The following is a 21661-nucleotide window of genomic DNA, read 5'->3' as shown; positions in this document are numbered from 1 at the left end:
CTCTGCGGGCGATTTTCGTTTTATTTCTGCTCCTGCTGCTTGTCGGCTTCTTTTTCCTTCTCTTTCTTATTGGCCTTGTGATGGCCTACCGCGCAGCCGGCGGCCGCTCCGGCCACGCCGTGATGAACGACATGGCCCGCCACGCCGCCTACGGCCGCGCCTTTAAGGCAGCCTTTTGCTTCGGCCTGAGAACTCATTGCCAGCAGCAGTCCGGCGGTAAGAGCGATAATTGGCAGGTTTTTCATAGTCTTGCTTCCTTAATTTTAATAAGTATCAGATCATCCTTAGTCACTATAGCCTGGCTGCGCCAGTTAACTTTCCAGCCGTTATAAATTTAAAACTTGTTTACCTGCCGTTACGCTTTAAATGCGCTAACGTCTGGCGGAATTCGTTAAGCAAACTTGCGCTACAGCGCAGGCATAAGCGGCCTGGCGTGGTGAATTCCGTCATATCCTGTACGGCCATTTGGTTTCAGAGCCTCAAAGCGCATTGAGAAAGCCCGAATGATCATGAAATTCCTTCATGTTCGTTGAAAACATATCACTTTTCTTCAACCAGCGACTAAGGCATAAAGTAGACATTGCTTATAACCATCGCTGATATGAGGGCCTTAAATGAAACAGCAAAATTACAAAACCCTCATAGGTCGGAAATAAAATCGGGACAGAAAGATGAATAACGAGTTTGCCTTTACCGTAAAAAGCCTGCGTTTTGACGAAAATTATAATCCTTCCGAGAATACGCGTATCACCACCAACTTCGCTAACCTGGCCAGAGGCCACAAGCGCCAGGAAAACCTGCATAACGCGCTGGTGATGATCGACAACCGTTTTAATTCTCTGGCGCACTGGGACAACCCAAAAAGCGATCGCTACGCCGTGGAGCTGGATATTATTTCCGTTGGGATGAATGTGGATGCGGCTGGCGAAGGCAAAACCTTTCCGGTGATTGAAATATTGAAAACCAATATTGTTGATAAAAAAACCAATCAGCGCATTGAAGGTATTGTCGGCAATAACTTCTCATCTTACGTACGCGATTATGATTTCAGCGTAGTGCTGTTAGACCATAACAAAGAGAAAAAAAGCTTCAGTACGCCAGCTAACTTTGGCGATCTGCACGGCAACATCTTCAAGGCTTTTATTAACTCAGAAACTTATAAAGAGAACTTTAGCAAGCCGCCGGTCATCTGCTTAAGCGTTTCCAGCAAAAATACTTACCATCGTACCGGCAATCAGCATCCCGTACTGGGCATTGAATACGAGCAGCATGAGTCTTCGCTGACCGATGACTACTTTGCAAAAATGGGGCTGAAGGCTCGCTACTTTATGCCGCCAAACAGCGTCGCGCCTTTGGCCTTCTATTTTGTTGGTGATTTGGTTAACGACTACAGCAACCTGGAGCTGATTGCCACCATCAGTACCATGGAGACTTTCCAGAAGATTTATCGCCCGGAGATCTATAACGCCAACTCTCCGGCAGGAAGTTGCTATCAGCCCAGCCTGAACTATCAGGACTACTCTTTAACGCAAATTGTTTACGATCGCGAAGAGCGCAGCCGACTGGCTATTGAGCAAGGTAAATTTACGGAAGAGCACTTCATCAAGCCTTACCAAACGGTGCTTGAGCAATGGTCTGCTGGTTTCGCGCTTTGATTCATTAAAATTATAAGGTCACCTGTGATGAAAAAATTATTACCGACTTCTACCGCCGGCAGCCTGCCGAAACCTTCATGGCTTGCGCAGCCGGAAACGCTCTGGTCGCCCTGGAAACCAGAGGGTCAGGATCTCGTCGACGGTAAACTGGACGCGCTGCGTTTGTGCCTGGACGACCAGCTAAAAGCGGGCATTGATATCGTCAGCGACGGCGAACAGACGCGCCAGCATTTTGTTACCACCTTTATCGAGCATCTCGACGGCGTTGATTTTGCGAAGCGCGAAATCATGAAAATTCGTAACCGCTATGAGGCGAGCGTGCCGTCGGTGGTAGGCGAAGTTGCCCGCCGCAAACCGGTGTTTGTTGATGATGCCAAATTCCTGCGTCAGCAAACCAGCCAGCCGATCAAATGGGCGCTGCCTGGCCCGATGACCATGATCGATACGCTGTATGACGGCCACTATAAAAGCCGTGAGAAACTGGCCTGGGAATTCGCCAAAATCCTGAATCAGGAAGCGAAAGAGCTAGAAGCGGCGGGCGTGGATATTATCCAGTTCGACGAGCCAGCTTTTAACGTCTTTTTTGATGAGGTCAATGACTGGGGCATCGCCGCGCTGGAAAGGGCGGCGGAAGGGCTGAAATGCGAAACCGCCGTGCATATCTGCTATGGCTACGGCATCAAAGCCAATACGGACTGGAAAAAAACGCTGGGTACCGAATGGCGTCAGTATGAAGAGGTTTTCCCGAAGCTGCAGAAATCCAGCATCGACATCGTTTCGCTGGAGTGCCAGAACTCTCACGTGCCAATGGAATTGATTGAACTGATCCGTGGCAAAAAAGTGATGGTCGGCGCTATCGATGTGGCGACCAACACTATCGAGACGCCGGAAGAAGTGGCCGAAACGCTGCGCAAAGCGCTGCAGTTTGTGGATGCGGATAAACTCTATCCCTGCACCAACTGCGGGATGACGCCGCTTTCTCGTCGCGTGGCCAACGGCAAGCTGAATGCGCTGAGCGCAGGCGCCGAAATCGTGCGCAGAGAGCTGCTGGCAAAATAAAGCCTGACTACTCAGTCCGGGTTAAGGATGCGGTTAATCACCGGGCTGAGTAAAAAGCGGATACCATAGCGCGACCTGACGCCTGGCGTTTAAATTCACCATGGCCGTAGTGGCGGTGCTTTATCCGGCGCAAAACGGGTGAGCAGCTGCGTTAACACGCAAATCGCCGCATCAACGAAGAAAGTTGATGCCGCCCCTCAAATATCGCGGAGCAAACCCGCTCCGCTCAGCAAGCTAAAAAGCCAAACGCCGTGCCGCCCAGATCGACTGGCGCCGGACGGGCGATCATGGCATCAAGAAGCCCCTGTGTCATGCCCCTGTGAACGCCCCATACCGCGACGCCTGCAATAAGTTCCTGCCAGTTGCTGCTTAAGCAGGTGGGGGCATTTTCCTTTATAAAGCTTTCCGGGGTGAGCCTGTCGGAAAAGATCAGAATCAGCGCATAATTTTTTTGCCACGCTTCCTTGCATTCTGCTGAAAGTGAACTACATTCAATCGGCGCCAGTGTTATTCAGGCGTAAGTTGGCCGATAAAATAATCAAAAATTCTATAATTTATTGATTCGAACGGCGTTAATAATGGGCTGCGCTGAGCCGCTTACTTTATGCCGTAACGTCGCTGAACGGGGACGTTACAGCCCGGGCGCTGCATCGGCCAACTCAAAATAAAAAATTTTATTTTATCCCTGGGTTCAGGGGTTACTTAATTTAGCCTTTGAAAATTTAAGGCTATACACAGCATTTCAAGGAAGTCACAGTGTTAAATTCCTCTTATTACTATGTTTGTGCTCATCCCGACTCAGAGATAACCTTGCATGGCAAAAATTGCCGCAGGCTGCAGCAGGAAGGACAGGCCTTTTTGGGTTCGTTTTATTATTATCATCAGGCGATGACCGTGGCTAAAGGCCGTTACGCCGCTATTAAACCGTGCCAGCTCTGCTCTGGCGCACAGCAAAGCGGCTTCCGGCAGGAGGCCAGCGCTAAAGCTGTGAAGCCAAAAGCCGCCAGCGCCAGGCCGCGAGCCTGTGCGGCGCTGCCCGCTAAAGCCAGCGCCGGAACGGCAAAAAAGCGTCAGAAAAGCGGGGAATGCCTTACGCCAGCGCCGGTGCCGAAAGCAAAAGGCTATGTCAATCGCGTGCCCAGAAAGCATTTACCCGAGAACCTCTGATCCGTCCCGAATCGTTCTCTTTGTTTCTGTAACAGCAGTCTCACCTGTTTTATACGGTTTATTTGCTGTAAAAGCTCAGACTGACGCGCGATTAAACTAACGCCGGGGAAAAATAACGATAGGGCATTATCCAATTAATCCGATATCTGCTTTCCTTTATTGCTGTAATACGCCTTTAAAGGAATGATGGCATGCTGCTTATAACGGCTGGCAGGGATTGTCCCTGCCTGTCAGGCATGTTATCGGAGCGAGTATGGAATTACGTGTTGAGGTAAAAAGCAGCAGGCCGCACGTGGCGATTTTTAATTGCGCCGAACATGGTCATGTCAATCCCACGCTGGGCCTGGTCAAAGAGCTGGTGGCGCGGGGATACCGGGTCAGCTATACCACATCGGCCGAATTTGCGCCTTTACTGACTGCCTGCGGCGCAACGCCGATACTCTATCAGCCTACGTTTAGCAAAGAGAAACCTCGCCCGGAAGATATGGGTCACGTAGTGGTCGAGCTGGCGACAGAGGCGACGCTAACCTATGACACGCTGTTTAACGCCTTTGTTAACGATCGCCCGGATATTATCGCTTACGGGCCGTTAAGCTGGCTGGGGAAAATATTCGCCAGCCTGTGGCAAATCCCTTCCATCGCGCTTAATCCTACTCATGTAAGCTATCAGGGACAGTCTGAAGAGTGGCTGGGAATAACGGGAAACGCGTGGCCCTGTTTGCCGATCCTCAATTCCCTGTTGCATAAAAAAGGGGTAATGCTCGATCTTCCTGCTCTGTTGTCCCGTCATGATAACGTCGTTGCCTTTATTCCACGCGGCTTTCAGGAGAAGGCGGAGACGGTCGATCCCAGCGTGATCTTCGTCGGGCCTGAAATTGTCGAGCGGCCCACGGAGAACAAATGGGTGGCGACACGACAGCCGCGTCCTGTGGTAGTGGCGTCTTTAGGCTCTGTTTATACTAACCAGCGCGATTTTTTCAACGCCTGTATCGCGGCGTTCGCTGACACTGAATTTCATCTGATTTTGTCCATTGGCCACTACGTAACGCCTGAGGAACTGCTGCCGATAACGGCCAATATCGAAGTTCACGCGCAGATCCCTCAGCTTGAAGTGCTGCAAACTGCCAGCCTGTTTATCACGCACGCTGGCATGAATAGCCTGATGGAAGCCGCGCATTTTGGCGTTCCGGTTATTGCCGTTCCTCAGCAGGCGGAACAGCGGCTTAATGCCAGACGTCTTCAGCAACTGGGGCTGGGCCTTTATTTACCCCGGGAAACGGTCGATGCGGAAGGGTTGCTCGCCGCCGCACGCGCGCTTCATGGCAGCGAAATTTGCCGGGCGCAGATTGCAAAATTTCAGCAGCAGCTGAAAGCGGCTGGCGGTGCCGACGCGGCAGCCGATCTGTTCGATCGCGTTTTGAGCGGCACCCGGCTTCGCGACCAGGCAGTATAACAGGGTCAAATAAAAAACTAGCGGCAGGCTAACCGCGCTGCGCGCTATAAAATGGCTCCCACTAGCTGGCCAGCAACAGGATTTAAAAAAGCTTGCTGAACAGCTGCGGCGGATTGCCAGCCAGCTTGAGTAGGCTGCGCAGCCGGGCGTTCTGCAAGGCAGAGATAAACGAACGGGAAAGCACTGATGATTTCAAAAGAGAATGCTGACCATTACTTCTGGGGCGATAAGTGTGACGGCTGGTACCTGGTAAATCGCAAAGATATGCTGGTGATACACGAGAAAATGCCGCCTGCACTGCTGAAACCCGTCACTTTCACTCCGCTGCCCGGCAGTTTTTCTTTGTGCTGGAGGGCGTGCTTACTATGGAGCTGGAAGGTGAAGTCCATACCCTCAGCAGCCAGCAGGGGCTGGAAATTCCTCCCGAAGCAAAACACCAGGCCAGCAACGATACTGCGTCGCCCGTAGAGTTTATTGTCATTTCACATCCAACGACTCGCGGAGATCGTACCGATCTTTAAGGTATTGCCAGCGCTGGCTATAAAACAAAGGCTGGACGGCGCGATGAGGAAAAGCTGACGCAGCAGGCAACTTCCTTTATCTTATTGGGCAAACTGGCCTGCGCCAGTAAGGCTAAACTTTTTAAGGTAACGGCAATAATGGCTTTGATCCCAAAAAACTATGCGCGGCTGGAAAGCGGCTACCGTGAAAAAGCACTGAAAATCTATCCCTGGGTATGCGGACGCTGCGCGCGCGAGTTTGTTTACTCAAACTTGCGTGAGTTAACCGTGCATCATATCGATCACGATCACACTAATAACCCGGAAGATGGCAGCAACTGGGAGCTATTGTGCCTCTACTGCCACGATCACGAACATTCCAAATACACCGAGGCCGACCAGTACGGCACCAGCGTGGTGGCGGGTGAGGATGCACAGAAAGATGTCGCTGCGGCTACCTATAATCCTTTTGCTGATTTGCAGGCGATGCTGAACAAGAAGAAGTAGGCTGCGGAAAATTTTGCAGCAGGGCGGGCTGACTGGTGAAATGGAAAGCCCGCTGTGAGCAACAAACAGACTTGGGCCCGTCTGCAAGCGGCACTTCTTCCTCTTCCCGTCACGCTACAAAGCTGCCTTTCTGACCCGTTGGCTTCTTAAAAGCCTCAGTGGCAATAGCTTCCATTGCATGTGTCCTAAAAAAAATCAATAAACGTATTCTAAATGAAACTTTCAAAATGCCGATAGTAGGTATATTCCTCTACCTCATGGGTTAATTGTTATGAAAGTTTCCGTCCGCCTTGCTATCGGCTTCAGCCTGATGGTGCTGTTACTCTCTATCTGTACCGGTGTTGCGATTAACGCGTTAGGGCATGCCCGGGAAGGGATGAACGAAGTCGTTAACATCAAGATGAAGAAGTATAAGCTTGCGCTTGATATGCGCGGTAACGTTCGCGACCTGGCCATTGCGGTACGTAACCTTGCGTTGCTGACCGATCCTAAAGAGATGCAGCCGGAATGGGAGCGCGTGCAGAAGCAGAAGGCGCAGTTTGCTAACAGTCGCGATGAGCTGTTACAGCTTATGCAGGTGAATTCTACCCCGGCCGGACGTGAAGCCATGAAGCTGATCCTTGAGCGCGAGAAAGAGGCGATGCCTAAGTTTGATAAGGCTGCTCAGCTTGGTATGCAGAATATTCAGAATGAAGCCGTTCCTTATCTGATGAACGTGACGCGCCCGGCGCAGCGCGCGTTGCTGGATGCGCTGGGTACCATGACGGATATTCAGATGCGTAATGCCAGCAGTGCTATGGCGGAGAGCAGCGATGAAAGCCAGAGAGCGTCAGTAACGCTCTTTATCCTTCTGGCTGTTTCCATCCTGCTGGCCGCAGCTACCGGTTATCTGACGGTGCGGGTGCTGATGCGTCAGCTGGGCGGCGAGCCTGCTGAGGCGCAGGCGCTGGCGGCCGCCATCGCGGGCGGCGATCTCACCTCTCGGGTTACGCTTCGCCAGGGCGACAGTTCCAGCATGCTGGCGTCGCTTGTGCGGATGCAGAAAGGGCTGGGTGAGATGGTTTCACAGATTAAAGATGCGTCGGCTTCGGTGGCGCTGGCATCTGATGAAATTGCCCGCGGAAACACCGAACTTTCCGCACGAACCGAGCAGCAGGCGGCGGCTCTGCAGGAAACCGCAGCCAGTATGGAACAGCTGACGGCCACGGTACGCAGCAACACGGCGGGCGCGACGCATACGGCGGGTGCGGCGCGAGAAACCGTTCGTCTGGTTAAGAGCGGTGAAGAGAACGTCCGGACGATGACCAAAACCATGGCTGACATCTCCGCCAGCGCGGCCAGGGTCGGGGAAATTACCGCCACCATCGAAGGCATTGCTTTCCAGACCAACATCCTGGCCCTCAACGCGGCTGTTGAGGCCGCACGCGCCGGCGAGCATGGTCGTGGCTTTGCCGTAGTCGCCAGCGAAGTACGCACGCTGGCACAGCGCAGCGCGACGGCTGCCCGGGATATCAAAAGCCTGATCGAAAACGCTTCAGCGCTGGTCAAAAACGGCGTAACGGTAGCCGATGGAACGGCGGAAAATATTATGAGCGTTAACGCCCGTGTCAGCGAGCTGGCGGGCGCTATGGACGAAATCGCGCTGGCTTCAAATGAGCAGATGCAGGGTATTTCTCAGGTGACCGTAGCCGTCGGCCAGATGGATGGCGTGACGCAGAGCAACGCCGCGCTGGTGGAAGAATCCTCCACGGCCTCGCAATCACTGGCTGAGCAGGTACATGCGCTGCGTGGCATGGTAGAAACCTTTAAGGTTTGATGGTCGCCCCGTCAGGATGACGGGGAAAACCTGCCGTCTGCTATATTTTGACTTAACCCTTACGATCCGGAGTGACGGCTTCTTGAATTCATCATCAGATAACTTCTCGTCACCGCTGATGCGGACATCACTGGGTCGGAGCCTGGCGGCATTTTTGTTTGTCATCGCACTGGCGGTTGTCGGTATTAACGCCTGGTCACTCTGGAATGACTGGCATCTCAAGCTTAGCGAGCGGGAGAGAGAAGCGCGGAATCTTTCCGTATCCCTTGCTAAACAGGCGGAGGATGCCTTTCTGCAGGTGGATATCATTCTTACCGATGAGGTCAGGCAGCTTAAGCAGAACGGGCCGACGTATGCCTCAACGACAGCCTTCAAAACGCAAATTCTTGAGCAGCAGGGAAAGCTTCCTCAACTGCATGGCCTGTTTATCTATGACAAACAGGGTAACTGGGTCGCCACCTCAGGCAACTACGTGCCGGCAAAGGCCAGCAACGCTGACCGGGACTATTTTATCTGGCACCGCACGCATGATGATATGAACGTCCATATCGGTCGCGTGATACGAAGCCGCTCGACGGGCGACCTGGTCATACCTGTATCAATGCGGCTCAACGATGCCTTCGGCAACTTTGCCGGCGTCGCGCTGGCGACGGTTAAGGTGGACTATTTCCGGCAGTTTTACAGCTATTACAGTCTGGGCGAGCGGGATATGCTGGCACTTATTCTTGCCGACACCTCCGTACTCTACATTCGTCCTTTGCCGGACTCCTATATTAACCGCAGCCTCTCTTCCAGCCCGCTGTTCAAAAGCGTGCTCAAAGTCTCTGACAGCGGCAGCGCGACGTGGCGCTCGGCACTTGACGGCGTGGATCGGGTTTTCGGTTACGCCCGGCTGGAGCGGTATCCGCTGATTGTGACAGCAGGCTATGACCGGGACGCAGCCCGTGCCGAATGGGTGTCTGAAAACCTGGTGGATCTGGCACTCAATGTCGTGCTGCTGTTTATCATCACCGGGATGGGCTGCTTTATGTTGAGGCAGGTCAAGGTCAACGTAAGAAACCAGCTGGAGCTGACGCTGGTCAGGGATGAGCTTACCAGCATCAACCATACGCTGCAGTCACTGGCTCTGGTGGATGGTCTGACCGGACTCGCCAACCGCAGACAGTTTGACGTGCTGCTGGAAAAAAACCTGGAGCGCTCAGCTAAGTCTGGTGAACCGCTGTCGCTGATTATGGTCGATATCGACTACTTTAAGCGCTACAACGATACCTATGGCCATGTGGCAGGCGATCAGTGCCTGAAAAATGTAGGGGCTGTTCTGAAGAATGTTATCCATCGCAGCGACGATATCGTGGCTCGTTACGGTGGAGAAGAGTTCGCTATCATCCTGCCAAACACCGGCCCGACCGACGCATTAAAAGTGGCGCAACGAGCGGTGCAGGCCGTGTTGAATGCCGGGCTGGCACATAAGGCAACGTCTGTAGCAGGTGAGGTAGTGACCATCAGCGCAGGCTGCGGCACGCTCGTCGCCAAAGGCGATGCCAGTGAGGCGGAAGAGCTTAAAGAGCTGGCGGATAACGCACTTTATCACGCCAAGCGAAACGGAAGGAACCGTGCTGTTAGCGGCGGCAGTCAGCCTGAATAACGCTGACCCGATAGATAAGAAGCGAACACCTCCTTTTGACGCTTTTATCTTCACCTGACACGTCATCGCAGTAACCAGGATCAATCTTTCTTTTCATGTGGCCCTGGTTACTGGATTGCCCGGTCAATCATGTTCCTTCCTTACCGTGTAAACCTAAATGGGCAATAGCCGATTGCAGGTGTTCCAGAAATGCCTTCACTTTGACCTGTAGGTATTTGCTGCCGGAATAGAGCGCGTATAGCACCAGATCTTCTGGTTCGCGGTTACAGTTAATTTTCACAAGGGAGCCGCTGTTCAATTCTGATTCACAGGCATGCAGAGGCAAAATGGCGAAACCCAGTCCTTTAAGTGCAGCGGCTCTGGCCATCTGTCCACTGTTCACTTTATAGCTGGACTGTACCTGAACGGTTTGATTTTGTTTAAACCTCCACGGCATTCCCTGCAATACCGACATGCTGGTAATGCAGGGGGTTTTGGTTAGTTCATCAACCGATTGTGGTGGTGGGTGACGTTCCAGAAGTGCTGGTGCGGCTACTATACAGCTCGGCCAGCGGAGAATTTCCCTGGCGACCCAGCAAGAATCCTCCAGTGGCCCACGCCCAAAGCGTAATACCAGATCGAATCCATCCAGTAGTCCCTCTGTTGGGTCCAGCTGTGTGTCACAACTTAGCTGTATTTGTGGATGCCGAATGCAGAAGTCAGCCAGAATGTCTGCCATGAAGGGAAGGTCTGGAGTAATGATCTTCAGATGGCCTGATAATGAATCACCAAACAGTGAGACTTTTTCCAGGGCATGATCCAAAGCATGCGTGAGCGGCGTAATGGATTGATACAGCAGTTTACCGGCTGCAGTTGGAATTATCTTACGCGTCGTACGCTCCAGCAGCCGCACATGAAGTTGTTGTTCAAGTAAAGCGACATGCCGACTGACATTGGAGGATGGCAACTGCAGCTGCTCTGCCGCGAGCTTAAAGCTCAACTTTTCATAGACAGCCTGAAAACAGATCAGCCACTGCATTTCGAGTTTTTCGAGCATGAATTATCCCAAAAAATGAGATTAACAAAACTATAACTCCATATTTATCACTAATCGGGCGGCCATTACAATTTCCATTAAATTTCGTAACAGGAAGGAAGTGATGACCAGAACTAAAACAATTGCCATTGTAGGTGCCGGGGTCGCTGGAATGGCACTGGCCATACTCGCAGCCAGACAGGGCCATCAGGTCAGCCTGTTTGAGCGTGGCAGCAACGTATTTTCTATGGGAGCGGGTGTAACATTATGGCCCAATGCCATGTTCGTCATGCAGAAGATGGGGCTGGATAAAAAGGTCATGCAAGCAGGTGGTGCACCATGCATGATGCGCCAGTTTGATCAGCATGGTCTTCTTCAGACTGAGTTCAATATTTTAACGGTAAATTCACTTTGCGGTTTTCCCAGTGTGACAGTTTTACGGCGTGAGCTGATGAGCTTACTGGCCGGTGCGTTAAAGAGACTGGGTAGGGAGATCTCGTTCAATTGTGAAATCACTGCAACGAACGTGAAGAAGTTGAGCCAGGAGTTTGATCTGGTAGTCGGAGCTGACGGGCGTATGAATTCAGTCGTCCGCCACGCATTATATAAAGAGAAAGTCACTCCCCATTATCATGGTTTTGTGAACGTAATAGGTGTAGGGAGACAGCGAAAGGGCATCCTGAATAACGCTATTGATGACTTTCGCGGCCAGGGTGAGCGTTTTGGAATCGTTCCAGTGAATAATGGGTGGTGCTATTGGGCAGGAGCGTGGAACGCTCCTGCTGACAATGAACATCATCAGGCGCATTGGTACGAAGAGTTGCACCGGCGTTTTCGGGACTGGCCTGACCCTGTGCAGGATATGCTGCTGTCATGTGATAGTACGTCAGTAAATGGCATTTTTGTTCATGACATTGATCCTCTTCCTTTTTGGCATCACGATAATGTCTTAATGATCGGAGATGCGGCTCATGCTTCCTTGCCGACATCTGGACAAGGAGCCTGTCAGGCGCTGGAAGATGCATGGCACCTTACTCGCTTACTGAAGGAGAACGATAATCTTGAGATTGTTCTGCAAGAATTTTACCAACAGAGGCATATCAAGACCTCAGCAGCACAGATGGTTGGAAGACAATTCGCTAAGAAAATTTTTTCTGAACGGGCTGAGCCACTGCTGCCTGCATCCACTATTTCCGCTGCAGAACTCAGTCGGTTTTGGATGCAAGGTTTAACGTAGTTAGCCTTTTAAACCAAATCATCTTGATTCGGTGTGCCTGTATGTCAGATGAATAGTAATCGGTGCGATGTTCTTTGATAAGTACAGCCTTGTTTACCGGTAATGATGTAGTGCAGATCTGGCCATGTCCGCTTCTTGCACGGAGCGGACTGACACGTAGGCCTGTGTACGCTATAAGCGAAAAGCGGACTTTTACGTGCAGTTCATTTTTCCTGTGCCTGCTATTCCGGAGGAAGAGGCGGCAGATTCCTTGTTGTCGACTCCTGAGTTAAAGCATCGTTTTCTACCGCGCCCAGCAGGGCATCGAGAAGGCCGGGAAAGCGGGTATCCAGGTCTTCCCGACGCAGCGACAGTAAATTTTCGCGCCCAAAGGGACGCTGGCGGATGATGCCGCTGTCCCGCAATACACGCCAGTGATGGGTCAGCGTTGATTTAGGGATACCGCTCAGCACGGCGCTGCAGGCGTGCTCACCTCCGCTAGCCAGGACACGTACCACAGTCAGACGTAGCGGATTTCCCAACGCGGTCAGCACGTTTTCAAGACGTATTTCTTCTGTGTCAGGATGATTAGCAATCATCTGGTTTCTCATCAGGTTATCCATGTAGCGACATTTTAACTGAATTTTTATCAGTTGACTAATGTACGAGTACATACATACATTAATTGTACGTATGTACTCGTACATTGGTTTTTCCTTGCATGGAGATTGCTTAATGACTATTGCCTCATCGGTTTCAGACAGCCCTCGTTTACAGCACTGGAGCCTTGCGCTGCTTGCGTTCGCCCAGCTTATCTACTCTTTGGATATCAATATTGTGTTTGTGGCTTTGCCAGAAATTGGCGCAGGGCTGGGATTTTCAGAGCATGCGCTTCAGTGGGTGGTCAGTGCTTACACAGTATGCTGCGGAGGATGTTTACTGCTCGGTGGCCGGGCTGCGGATCTTCTGGGACAGCGCCGCGTATTTATTGGTGCTTTATGGTTGTATGCGCTCTCTTCGCTTGCCGGAGGATTAGCGTGGAGTCCGGCTGTCATCATAATTGCGCGGGCCGTACAGGGCATAGGCGCTGCAATGCTGTTTCCATCCACGCTTTCGCTGATAAACAGAATTTTTCAGGAAGGCCCTTCACGCAACAGAGCACTGGCTATTTGGGGCGGCGCCGGAGCAAGCGGCCTGACGCTGGGATCGCTGGCTGGAGGTATACTTACCAGTTTTTATGGCTGGCCAGCAGTATTTTTCGTCAACGTGGTACTGGCAGCAATCGCGGTTGCTGCTGCTTATTACGTCTTACCGAAAGACAGTTTCCGCAACGAAAGTCGTAATTTCGATTTTCCGGGTGCTTTGACAGTAACCATGGGGGCAACTCTGCTGGTTTATGCCCTGGTTCAGGGACCGGAAGACGGCTGGTTTTCAGCACACATTCTTTTATCACTGATTCTGGCAGCTATAGCTCTGTTGCTGTTTGCCGCCATTGAGTCGCGCAGCCACGATCCACTGATGCCGGTTCGTTTATTCAAAAACCGCAGTCTGGTCACAGGTATGGTGATTACATTTATTTATATGGGAACCTTTGGTGCTCTGCCTTACTTTCTGACGATTCTGTTTCAAAACGTTATGGGATACAGCGCCCTGCAAACTGGTCTGGCATTTATTATCCCTTCGCTGGCCATTTTTGCCGGAACGCAGCTCGGAGCCCGACTGACAAACTGGCTGCCGGTGCGCACAATATTACCGATCGGTTTTTTAACCGGGATTGCGGGAACGCTGGCGCTGGTGCCGGCAGCCTTTTCAGGCGCGTATTATGTGGAAATACTGCCTGGTCTGATCGTTTCAGGTGCAGGGCAGGGAATTGTGTGGACGGCAATGTGGATAGCTTCCGGTTCTGGCATCGGTCATACCGAACAGGGAATCGCTTCAGGTATGGCTTCTACAACGCTGAACGTGGGTAACGCTATTGGTATCGCTTTGCTGATAGCTTTCTCCGGAAGCGGGGTTGAAAATCTGCAGCGGGAAACGTCCGTGAGCAGTTTTGAAAATGCCCTACAACTCGCTTTTTATCTCGCTGCGGCCGGACAGATAGTGGGACTGGTTGTTTCCCGTCTGGTGCCCTTTAAAGCTGCGACTGTTGTATCAGCAAAAACAACGTAACCGTGACCACGAGGTTTCCCGTCAACCTAAAGCCCGGTCAACCGGGCTAATTTTTATGTAAATAAGCACCTCTTTTAACCCGCAAAGGCCCCGATTTTAATCTCATCCCCCCAGACCGCTTCCCGCACCTTTATCGCACGCGGCAGCAGCCCCAGCGCGTAAAAGCGATCGGCGATAGCCTGCTGCTGGCGGATAATCGCTAAATCCATTCTCCGGGTCTGATGGCTGCGCCTTTTCAGAGCAAGCGTTAGTGAAACAGGCGTAAGGCCAAGCTCGGCAGCTAGCAGCGTCGCCGCTTCTTCGCGATGCGCGTCGATATAGCGACCGGTCTGTTCCAGCGAAGTCAGCAAAATCTGCAACAGATCGCCGTTGCGATCGGCGAAATCACGATGGGCCAGATAGAACTGATGGTTGTTAACGCGGCCCGCGCCGTTCGCCACCAGGCGCAGTCCGTGCTGTTCCGCCTCGCTAAGCAGCGGATCCCACATCATCCAGGCATCAACAGCCTGGCGATCGCTCGGCGTTAACGGATATTTTGGCGGTGCATAGACAATGCGCACATCGTCCAGCGTTAAACCCGCCTCGTCCAGCAGCTGCAACAGCAGATAATGTACGTTGGAGCCTTTATTTACCGCGATACGCCTGCCGCGCAAATCCGCCAGGCTGTGGATATCGCTCTCCTGCGTGACCACCAGCGCCACGCTTTGCGGCGCGGCGGGTTCAAATGCGACGTAGCGCAGCGGCGAATGGGTCGCCTGGGCAAACAGCGGCGGCACTTCGCCAGTGGTGCCAAAATCGATTTCGTGATTACCCAGCGCGTGCAGCAGCTGCGGCCCGGCGGGGAACTCGCTCCACACTACGCTGACGCCCAGCCGGGCAAACTGCGTTTCCAGCGTCTGTCGCGCTTTCAACACGCCCAGATTGCCGAACTTTTGATAACCGATCTTCAGTTCACGTTCCCGAAACGGTATTACCGAGCGTTCAGGCTGCGCTTTTTTTGCCTCGCGGCGCGGCTTAATCAGGCCCAGATGGCTAAGGTGCGTGCGCAACGTATTGCGGCTGACGCCGAGCAGCGCCGCCGCCTGCAGCTGATTGTTCTGGCTCAGCTCAAAGGCGTTGCGCACCAGGGACTCCATCACGCGCTGATAAACCGGGCCGTCGGCCTGAGTTAACTGCTGGCGCAGAAAACTGTCCAGCGAGTTTTCCTGCGGCGCCAGCGGATCGACGACTGAACGGATGCGCAGCTGCTGCGGCATAATCAGCGGCTCTTTGCTCAGCAGCACCGCATTGTGCAGCGTGTTTTCCAGCTCGCGGATATTGCCCGGCCAGCTGTAATCCACCAGCGCCTGCATTGCCTCTTTACTCAGGCGCAGCTGCGGGCGACCCAAACGACGGGCGTACAGCGCCAGAAAATGCTCTGCCAGCAGCGGAATATCCTGGCTGCGCTGACGCAGCGGCGGCAGCGTCACTTCGGCGACGTTCAGGCGGTAGTAGAGATCTTCGCGGAAACGCTTCTCACGCATCGCGCTGGCAAGATTAACGTGCGTCGCGGCGATAACCCGCACATCGACGCTGACGGGACGGCGGGAGCCGACGCGGGTAATCTCGCGCTCCTGCAGCACCCGCAGCAGCTTAACCTGAAGCGGCAGGCTCAGCTCGCCAATCTCATCCAGCAGCAGCGTGCCGCCCTCGGCCGCCTCGAACCAGCCCTGATGCCGCTCGTTCGCGCCGGTAAAGGCGCCTTTCTCATGGCCGAACAGCTCCGACTCCGCCAGGCTCTCTGTCAGCGCGCCGCAGTTAACCGCCAGAAAAGGACGATCGCGACGCGGGCTGTGCTGGTGGAGATAGCGCGCCACCACCTCTTTACCTGTGCCGGTTTCGCCGACGATCAGCACCGTGGCGTCGCCTGGCGCAAGGCGATCCAACACGTTTTTAAACGCCACCGAGGCGGGATCGATCAAATCAGCAACCGGATTAGGCATGGCGAGCTCCTTATTAGCGACAAGCCGACACCATACCTTCAGCGGCGGAAGCTGGCGACAGGGCAAAAAGCGGGTTTGCTGCAAATGCAGCAGCAGGGAAACAGCCGTTGTTGCATTTGCAGCAGAAAAGCCGCCGCGATGAAAAGATTAAGTTACTGAATATAAAGTAAATAAAAATAAAGGCGTGCTGGCACGCTTCCTGCAACGGCAGATATAACCAAAGCGAATCAATCTATTGAATTAATTCATATATCGTTATAAGGATAAAAGATAATGAGCGCATCGCAGGATAATCTAAAGCTGTTCTGGTTTTTACCTACCCACGGCGACGGGCGTTATCTGGGAACGGCGGAGGGCGGTCGCGCGGTCGATCTGCCTTATTTACAACAGGTGGCGCTGGCCGCAGATAATCTTGGCTACTACGGCGTGCTGATCCCGACGGGCAAAAGCTGCGAGGATTCCTGGCTGGTGGCTTCGGCGCTGGCGCCCATTACCAAACGGCTGCGCTATCTGGTGGCGGTGCGTCCCGGCTTACAGCCGCCGACGCTGGCCGCGCGCATGGCCGCCACGCTGGACAGACTTTCCGAAGGACGGTTGCTGATCAACGTGGTAACGGGCGGCGATCCGGTTGAGAACAAAGGCGACGGCATTTTTCTCAGCCATGCGCAGCGCTATCAGGTCACGCGCGAGTTTTTAGAAGTTTATTCCCGCCTGCTGAAAGGCGAAAAAGTCGATTTCAACGGCGAGCATATTCACGTCGAGGGCGCGGAAGTGCTGTTTCCGCCAGTACAGGAAAACGGCCCGCCGCTCTACTTCGGCGGCTCTTCGCCAGAGGCGATCGATGTGGCGGCCAGCCAGATCGATAGCTATCTCACCTGGGGCGAACCCGTGGAGCAGGTAGCGGAAAAATTAGCCGTGGTGCGCCAACGTGCGGAAGAGCAGGGCCGCAAGCTGAGCTACGGCATTCGCCTGCACGTAATCGTACGCGAAACGGAAGAGGAAGCCTGGGCGGCGGCCGACCGGCTGATTGCCCATCTGGATGACGAAACCATCGCCAGCGCGCAGAAAATCTTTGCGCGCATGGATTCCGCAGGCCAGGCTCGTATGAGCGCGCTGCACGGCGGTTCTCGCGAAGGATTGCGCATTGCGCCAAACTTATGGGCAGGCGTTGGGCTGGTACGCGGCGGAGCCGGCACGGCGCTGGTGGGCAGTCCGCAGCAGGTGGCAGAGCGGATCCGTGAATACCAGGCGCTGGGCATTGAGAACTTTATCTTCTCCGGCTATCCCCATCTGGAAGAGGCGCACCGCTTCGCTGAGCTGGTGATGCCGCTGCTGCAAACCGGCGGCAAGCGCCAGCAAACCATCAATACCGGGCCGTTCGGCGAAACCATCGGCGGCGATCGTCGTCCGACCAAACGCGAAAGCTAAGGAGCGCAGCATGGCGGAACAGATTAAGTTTGCCTATTGGGTGCCCAACGTGTCGGGCGGCCTGGTGATCAGCCAGATCCCGCAGCGCACCGGCTGGGATTTTGACTACAACCGCAAACTGGCGCAGATAGCCGAGCGAGCCGGTTTTGAGTACGCGCTGACGCAAATCCGCTTTACCGCAGGCTATGGCGCGGACAACCAGCACGAGTCGGTGACCTTCTCCCAGGCGCTGCTGGGCGCGACCGAAAAGCTTAAGGTGATCGCCGCTATTCTTCCCGGCCCGTGGAACCCGACGCTGGCCGCCAAACAGATCGCCACCGTCAGCCATCTCAGCAATGCTCGTATCGCGGTCAATATCGTCAGCGGCTGGTTTCGCGGCGAGTTCAAGGCGATAGGCGAGCCGTGGCTGGATCACGAAGAGCGCTATCTGCGCTCGGAAGAGTTTATTCGCTGCCTGCAGGGCATCTGGCGCGAGGAAAGCTTCAGCTTCTCCGGCGACTTCTACCGCTACCGCGACTATGCGCTGAAGCCGAAGCCGCTGGCGCCGCTGCCGGAAATCTTTCAGGGCGGCAGCTCTCGCGCCGCAAGGGATATGGCCGCGCGCGTCTCCGACTGGTATTTCACCAACGGCAACAGCGCTGAGGGCATTCGCCAGCAGGTGGAGGATATCCGGCAGAAAGCCGCCGCGCGCCGCATTAAAATCGGCGTCAACGCTTTTGTGATTGCCCGTGATACGGAAGAGGAAGCGCAGCAGGTGCTGCGGGATATCCTCGACCATGCCAATCCGGCGGCGGTAAAAGGTTTTCAGCACGAGGTAAAAAACGCCGGCAGCGCCTCGCCGGAAGGGGAAGGCAACTGGGCGAAATCCACACTGGAGGATCTGGTGCAGTACAACGATGGTTTTAAAACCAACCTGATTGGCACGCCGCAGCAGATAGCGGAGAGGATCGTGGCGCTGAAGCGAACGGGCGTCGATTTGCTGCTGCTGGGCTTTCTGCACTTTCAGGAAGAGGTGGACTATTTTGGCCGCAAAGTGATGCCGCTGGTGCGAGAGCTGGAGCGGCAGAGCGAACCGGAGCTGCATCATGGCTGAACGGCATATCGTGATTGTGGGCGGCGGTTTTACCGGCACGGCGCTGGCGATCCATCTGGCGCGTCAGGGCGAAGCGGGACTGAAAGTGACGGTTATCGAACCTCGCGAGCAGCTCGGGCAGGGCGTGGCTTACGGCACCTGCGATCCGGCACACCGCCTCAACGTGCCCGCTTCCCGTATGCAGCTTTCCGCCGCAGAGGAAGGCGATTTCGAGCGCTGGTATCGCCAGTCGCAGGGTTACAAACAGGATCCCGCCAGCCGCTGGCATGACGGCAAGCTTTACCCGCAGCGCGCGCAGTTTGGCGCCTATGTCGCGGAGCAGTTTACCCAGGCTGCCTGTCTCGGCAAAGTGACGCTGACGCACGTACGGGATCGCGCCATTGCGTTGCAAAGCGGAAAGATTTTGACCGCCGCCGGCAAAGCTTTTCAGGCGGACGAGATTGTGCTGGCGATCAGCCATCCTCCGCCAGGCCTGCCGCGCCTGCTGCAGCCGCTGAGCGAACATTCCGGCCTGATTGCCAATCCGTGGCGGCCCGGGGCGCTGGCGGCCGTAACGGCAGAGGATCGGGTAGCGATTATCGGTACGGGGCTGACAATGTCCGACGTGGTGGCTTCGCTGCAGCGTCAGGGCCATCGCGGCCCGATCGTCGCCTTTTCGCGGCGCGGCCAGCTGCCGCGCGACAACCTCAGCGGCGATTACGTAAGCCGTGAGCTGGACTATCGGCAACCGCCGCAAACGCTTCGCGGCTGGCTGCATCGCGTCCGGCAGGAAGTGGCGCAGGCGGCAAGAGAAGGGCAGCCGTGGCAGCTGGTGCTGGACGATATCCGCTTTCACGGCCAGCAGATCTGGCAGCGGCTGCCGCTGAGAGAGCAGCAGCGTTTTCTACGCCATCTGCGTCCCTGGTGGGATGCGCACCGCTACCGCATCGCGCCGCAGGTCAGCCAGGCGCTGAAAAACGGGCAGAGCAGCGGTCAGCTAAAGGTGCTGGCGGCCAGGCTTAGCGCCGCGCATGGCGAAGACCAGGACATAGCGCTGACGCTTCAGTCGCGTGCGGGCGGCGAAACGGCATTGAGCGTCGATAAGCTGATCGTGACTACCGGTCCGGCGCATGATGCGCTGCTGGCCAGTGATTTATTGCTCAGCCAGCTGGCCGATGAAGGGATTATCCAGGCCGATCCACTGGCGCTGGGCATCCTTGTGGACGCGCAGTCGCGCACAATCAACCGCAGCGGAGCGGCCAATTCCCATTTGCATGTCGTCGGGCCGGCGGCACGCGGTCGCTTTGGCGAGTTGATGGGCCTGCCGCAGGTGGCGGAACATGCGGAGCAGCTTGCCCGACAGCTGCTGATGCCAGATGCTTTAGCCCGGCGATGTCCCGTCTCAATCTTCTCCTGACTTAACCTTCGTCTGACCTTTTAACTTTGCCGATCCGGCAGGCTGCGGCCTGCGCGTATCCGTCTGGAGCAAACTTATGTCATCGCAACGTGAAATCCGCCTGAACGCTTTTGATATGAACTGTGTCGGTCATCAGTCGCCGGGGCTGTGGGCGCATCCACGCGACCGTTCCCGGGAGTATAAAGATCTCGCTTACTGGACGGATCTGGCGCGGCTCCTTGAACGTGGCAAATTCGACGGGTTGTTTATCGCCGATGTGCTGGGCGTCTACGATGTGCTGAACGGTAGCAACGAGGCCGCTATCCGCCATGCCGCTCAGGTGCCGGTCAACGATCCGCTGGCGCTGATTACCCCAATGGCGCTGGTCACCGAACATTTAGGCTTCGGCCTGACCGCTTCACTGTCTTTCGAGCATCCTTATCCTTTCGCCCGGCGGCTTTCCACGCTGGATCATCTGACCAAAGGGCGCGTCGGCTGGAATATCGTAACTTCATACCTGGAGAGCGGCGCGCGCAATATTGGTCAGGCGCAAACCGATCACGATGCCCGCTACGACTACGCCGATGAGTATTTGCAGGTGGTTTATAAGCTGCTGGAAGGCAGCTGGGAAGAGGGCGCGGTAGTGCGCGATCGCGAGCGGCGTATTTTCAGCGAACCGCACAAAATCCATCCCATCAATCATCAGGGAACCTTCTTTCAGGTACCGGGCATCCATCTGTGCGAGCCGTCGCCACAGCGCACGCCGGTGCTCTATCAGGCTGGAGCCTCCAGCCGTGGCAAGCAGTTCGCTGCAGAACATGCGGAATGCGTCTTTGTCGCGTCGCCATCGAAAGTGCTGCTGAAGAAAACGGTCGCGGATATTCGCCGTCGGGCGGCGGAAGCGGGCAGGGATCCGCGCAGCGTGCTGATCTTTAATCTGCAAACGGTGATTGTCGGTGAAACGGACAAGGCCGCGCAGGAGAAATGGCGGGAGTACAAAAGCTACGTCAGCTATGAAGGCGCGCTGGCGCTAATCTCCGGCTGGACGGGCATCGACTTCGGCCAGTATCAGCCGGAACAGGTGCTGAAGCATCTGCATACCAATGCGATTCAGTCGGCGGTGGAAACCTTCTCGACGGCGGATCCCCATAAGCAGTGGACGGTGCAGGCGCTGGCGGACTGGGTCGGCATTGGCGGCTTTGGGCCGCTGCTGGTGGGCAGCGCCGCTACGGTAGCGGACGAACTGCAAAGCTGGGTCGAGGAAACAGACGTGGACGGTTTTAACCTGGCCTATGCGGTGACACACGAGACGTTTACCGATGTAGTAGAGCTGTTGATCCCGGAGCTGCAAAAACGCGGCGTTTATAAGCAGGACTATCAGCCCGGCACGCTGCGCGACAAGCTGTTCGGCAAAGGGCCGCGCCTGAGCGAACCGCATCCGGGCGCCGGTTACCGCTGGCAGAAGCAGCCTGCTGAAACGGAAAAAAACCGCCTGGTTATGTGACAGCGTCACGAAAGCCGTAACGATTTCCCTGTGCGTTAAATCACCGGAAAGGTCGCTGCCTTTACGGTGATTTCGCT

The 21661-nt window shown here is 54.8% G+C and carries 17 protein-coding genes and 1 pseudogene; 14 read left to right on the top strand and 4 right to left on the bottom strand.

Annotated features, from left to right (window positions below; genetic code table 11):
* Positions 1 to 20: 20 nt before the first annotated feature.
* Positions 21 to 245 carry a hypothetical protein gene (locus MKZ79_RS05770; protein ID WP_336140672.1) on the bottom strand — a complete coding sequence of 75 codons (225 nt, stop codon included), beginning with the start codon at positions 243 to 245 and terminating at the stop codon, positions 21 to 23.
* Between the two features lie 426 nt (positions 246 to 671).
* Here MKZ79_RS05770 and MKZ79_RS05765 point away from each other — a divergent pair, with 426 nt between their 5' ends.
* The 8 genes and pseudogenes from MKZ79_RS05765 (at position 672) to MKZ79_RS05725 (ending at position 9802) form a co-directional block, all read left to right on the top strand.
* Positions 672 to 1655: a DUF1852 domain-containing protein gene (locus MKZ79_RS05765; protein WP_336140671.1), complete on the top strand. Its 984-nt coding sequence runs from the start codon at positions 672 to 674 to the stop codon at positions 1653 to 1655.
* 27 nt (positions 1656 to 1682) lie between these two features.
* The gene (locus tag MKZ79_RS05760) at positions 1683 to 2714 is read left to right on the top strand and encodes a methionine synthase (RefSeq protein WP_336140670.1); all 1032 of its coding nucleotides are present in this window, start codon (positions 1683 to 1685) and stop codon (positions 2712 to 2714) included.
* 858 nt (positions 2715 to 3572) lie between these two features.
* On the top strand, positions 3573 to 3881 hold the full coding sequence (locus tag MKZ79_RS05750; RefSeq protein WP_336140669.1) for a hypothetical protein: 309 nt from the start codon (positions 3573 to 3575) through the stop codon (positions 3879 to 3881).
* Positions 3882 to 4134: 253 nt separating this feature from the next.
* On the top strand, positions 4135 to 5334 hold the full coding sequence (locus MKZ79_RS05745) for a macrolide family glycosyltransferase (protein WP_336140668.1): 1200 nt from the start codon (positions 4135 to 4137) through the stop codon (positions 5332 to 5334).
* A gap of 186 nt (positions 5335 to 5520) precedes the next feature.
* Positions 5521 to 5855 (top strand): annotated as a pseudogene (locus MKZ79_RS05740) (cupin domain-containing protein).
* A 138-nt stretch (positions 5856 to 5993) separates the two neighbouring features.
* Positions 5994 to 6341, top strand: a complete 348-nt coding sequence (gene yajD, locus MKZ79_RS05735) for an HNH nuclease YajD (protein ID WP_336140667.1) — start codon at positions 5994 to 5996, stop codon at positions 6339 to 6341.
* Positions 6342 to 6612: 271 nt separating this feature from the next.
* Entirely contained in the window at positions 6613 to 8157 is a 1545-nt protein-coding gene (locus tag MKZ79_RS05730) for a methyl-accepting chemotaxis protein (protein WP_336140666.1), read from the top strand.
* A gap of 118 nt (positions 8158 to 8275) precedes the next feature.
* Positions 8276 to 9802, top strand: coding sequence for a sensor domain-containing diguanylate cyclase (locus MKZ79_RS05725; protein WP_336141359.1), 1527 nt, complete (start codon positions 8276 to 8278; stop codon positions 9800 to 9802).
* A 127-nt stretch (positions 9803 to 9929) separates the two neighbouring features.
* On the opposite strand, the gene MKZ79_RS05720 is transcribed toward MKZ79_RS05725, so the two are convergent.
* Positions 9930 to 10838: a LysR family transcriptional regulator gene (locus MKZ79_RS05720; protein ID WP_336140665.1), complete on the bottom strand. Its 909-nt coding sequence runs from the start codon at positions 10836 to 10838 to the stop codon at positions 9930 to 9932.
* Between the two features lie 103 nt (positions 10839 to 10941).
* Here MKZ79_RS05720 and MKZ79_RS05715 point away from each other — a divergent pair, with 103 nt between their 5' ends.
* On the top strand, positions 10942 to 12054 hold the full coding sequence (locus MKZ79_RS05715; protein WP_336140664.1) for an FAD-dependent monooxygenase: 1113 nt from the start codon (positions 10942 to 10944) through the stop codon (positions 12052 to 12054).
* Between the two features lie 221 nt (positions 12055 to 12275).
* Here MKZ79_RS05715 and MKZ79_RS05710 read toward each other — a convergent pair whose 3' ends face one another.
* Positions 12276 to 12632 (bottom strand): ArsR/SmtB family transcription factor, encoded by a 357-nt coding sequence (locus MKZ79_RS05710; protein WP_336141358.1) that lies wholly within the window; start codon positions 12630 to 12632, stop codon positions 12276 to 12278.
* A gap of 136 nt (positions 12633 to 12768) precedes the next feature.
* Between MKZ79_RS05710 and MKZ79_RS05705 the strand changes: the two genes are divergently transcribed.
* Positions 12769 to 14202, top strand: coding sequence for an MFS transporter (locus MKZ79_RS05705; protein ID WP_336140663.1), 1434 nt, complete (start codon positions 12769 to 12771; stop codon positions 14200 to 14202).
* A 74-nt stretch (positions 14203 to 14276) separates the two neighbouring features.
* Here the strand turns inward: MKZ79_RS05705 and MKZ79_RS05700 are convergent, their stop codons facing one another.
* Positions 14277 to 16184: a sigma-54-dependent Fis family transcriptional regulator gene (locus tag MKZ79_RS05700; RefSeq protein ID WP_336140662.1), complete on the bottom strand. Its 1908-nt coding sequence runs from the start codon at positions 16182 to 16184 to the stop codon at positions 14277 to 14279.
* Positions 16185 to 16457: 273 nt separating this feature from the next.
* Here MKZ79_RS05700 and ssuD point away from each other — a divergent pair, with 273 nt between their 5' ends.
* The 4 genes from ssuD (at position 16458) to MKZ79_RS05680 (ending at position 21584) form a co-directional block, all read left to right on the top strand.
* The gene (ssuD, locus tag MKZ79_RS05695) at positions 16458 to 17612 is read left to right on the top strand and encodes an FMNH2-dependent alkanesulfonate monooxygenase (protein ID WP_336140661.1); all 1155 of its coding nucleotides are present in this window, start codon (positions 16458 to 16460) and stop codon (positions 17610 to 17612) included.
* 10 nt (positions 17613 to 17622) lie between these two features.
* Positions 17623 to 18705 carry a dimethylsulfone monooxygenase SfnG gene (sfnG, locus tag MKZ79_RS05690; protein ID WP_336140660.1) on the top strand — a complete coding sequence of 361 codons (1083 nt, stop codon included), beginning with the start codon at positions 17623 to 17625 and terminating at the stop codon, positions 18703 to 18705.
* On the top strand, positions 18698 to 20101 hold the full coding sequence (locus tag MKZ79_RS05685; RefSeq protein WP_336140659.1) for an FAD/NAD(P)-binding protein: 1404 nt from the start codon (positions 18698 to 18700) through the stop codon (positions 20099 to 20101). Before sfnG ends, MKZ79_RS05685 begins: the two co-directional genes overlap by 8 nt.
* Positions 20102 to 20177: 76 nt before the next feature.
* On the top strand, positions 20178 to 21584 hold the full coding sequence (locus MKZ79_RS05680; protein WP_336140658.1) for an LLM class flavin-dependent oxidoreductase: 1407 nt from the start codon (positions 20178 to 20180) through the stop codon (positions 21582 to 21584).
* Positions 21585 to 21661: the final 77 nt, after the last annotated feature.

It is taken from the genome of Erwinia sp. CGal63, from assembly GCF_037026505.1.
GTDB lineage: Bacteria > Pseudomonadota > Gammaproteobacteria > Enterobacterales > Enterobacteriaceae > Erwinia.
This window is presented reverse-complemented; position numbering and strand designations above follow the sequence as displayed.

What these genes read in the sequence shown, in the direction of transcription:
- MKZ79_RS05715 (WP_336140664.1), top strand. Translation starts at nt 10,942, where the DNA reads ATGACCAGAACTAAAACAATTGCCATTGTAGGTGCCGGGGTCGCTGGA.
- sfnG (WP_336140660.1), top strand. Translation starts at nt 17,623, where the DNA reads ATGGCGGAACAGATTAAGTTTGCCTATTGGGTGCCCAACGTGTCGGGC.
- MKZ79_RS05725 (WP_336141359.1), top strand. Translation starts at nt 8,276, where the DNA reads ATGCGGACATCACTGGGTCGGAGCCTGGCGGCATTTTTGTTTGTCATC.
- MKZ79_RS05680 (WP_336140658.1), top strand. Translation starts at nt 20,178, where the DNA reads ATGTCATCGCAACGTGAAATCCGCCTGAACGCTTTTGATATGAACTGT.
- MKZ79_RS05705 (WP_336140663.1), top strand. Translation starts at nt 12,769, where the DNA reads ATGACTATTGCCTCATCGGTTTCAGACAGCCCTCGTTTACAGCACTGG.
- MKZ79_RS05765 (WP_336140671.1), top strand. Translation starts at nt 672, where the DNA reads ATGAATAACGAGTTTGCCTTTACCGTAAAAAGCCTGCGTTTTGACGAA.
- MKZ79_RS05730 (WP_336140666.1), top strand. Translation starts at nt 6,613, where the DNA reads ATGAAAGTTTCCGTCCGCCTTGCTATCGGCTTCAGCCTGATGGTGCTG.
- MKZ79_RS05745 (WP_336140668.1), top strand. Translation starts at nt 4,135, where the DNA reads ATGGAATTACGTGTTGAGGTAAAAAGCAGCAGGCCGCACGTGGCGATT.
- yajD (WP_336140667.1), top strand. Translation starts at nt 5,994, where the DNA reads ATGGCTTTGATCCCAAAAAACTATGCGCGGCTGGAAAGCGGCTACCGT.
- MKZ79_RS05770 (WP_336140672.1), bottom strand. Translation starts at nt 245, where the DNA reads ATGAAAAACCTGCCAATTATCGCTCTTACCGCCGGACTGCTGCTGGCA.
- MKZ79_RS05720 (WP_336140665.1), bottom strand. Translation starts at nt 10,838, where the DNA reads ATGCTCGAAAAACTCGAAATGCAGTGGCTGATCTGTTTTCAGGCTGTC.
- MKZ79_RS05760 (WP_336140670.1), top strand. Translation starts at nt 1,683, where the DNA reads ATGAAAAAATTATTACCGACTTCTACCGCCGGCAGCCTGCCGAAACCT.
- ssuD (WP_336140661.1), top strand. Translation starts at nt 16,458, where the DNA reads ATGAGCGCATCGCAGGATAATCTAAAGCTGTTCTGGTTTTTACCTACC.
- MKZ79_RS05685 (WP_336140659.1), top strand. Translation starts at nt 18,698, where the DNA reads ATGGCTGAACGGCATATCGTGATTGTGGGCGGCGGTTTTACCGGCACG.
- MKZ79_RS05710 (WP_336141358.1), bottom strand. Translation starts at nt 12,632, where the DNA reads ATGATTGCTAATCATCCTGACACAGAAGAAATACGTCTTGAAAACGTG.
- MKZ79_RS05700 (WP_336140662.1), bottom strand. Translation starts at nt 16,184, where the DNA reads ATGCCTAATCCGGTTGCTGATTTGATCGATCCCGCCTCGGTGGCGTTT.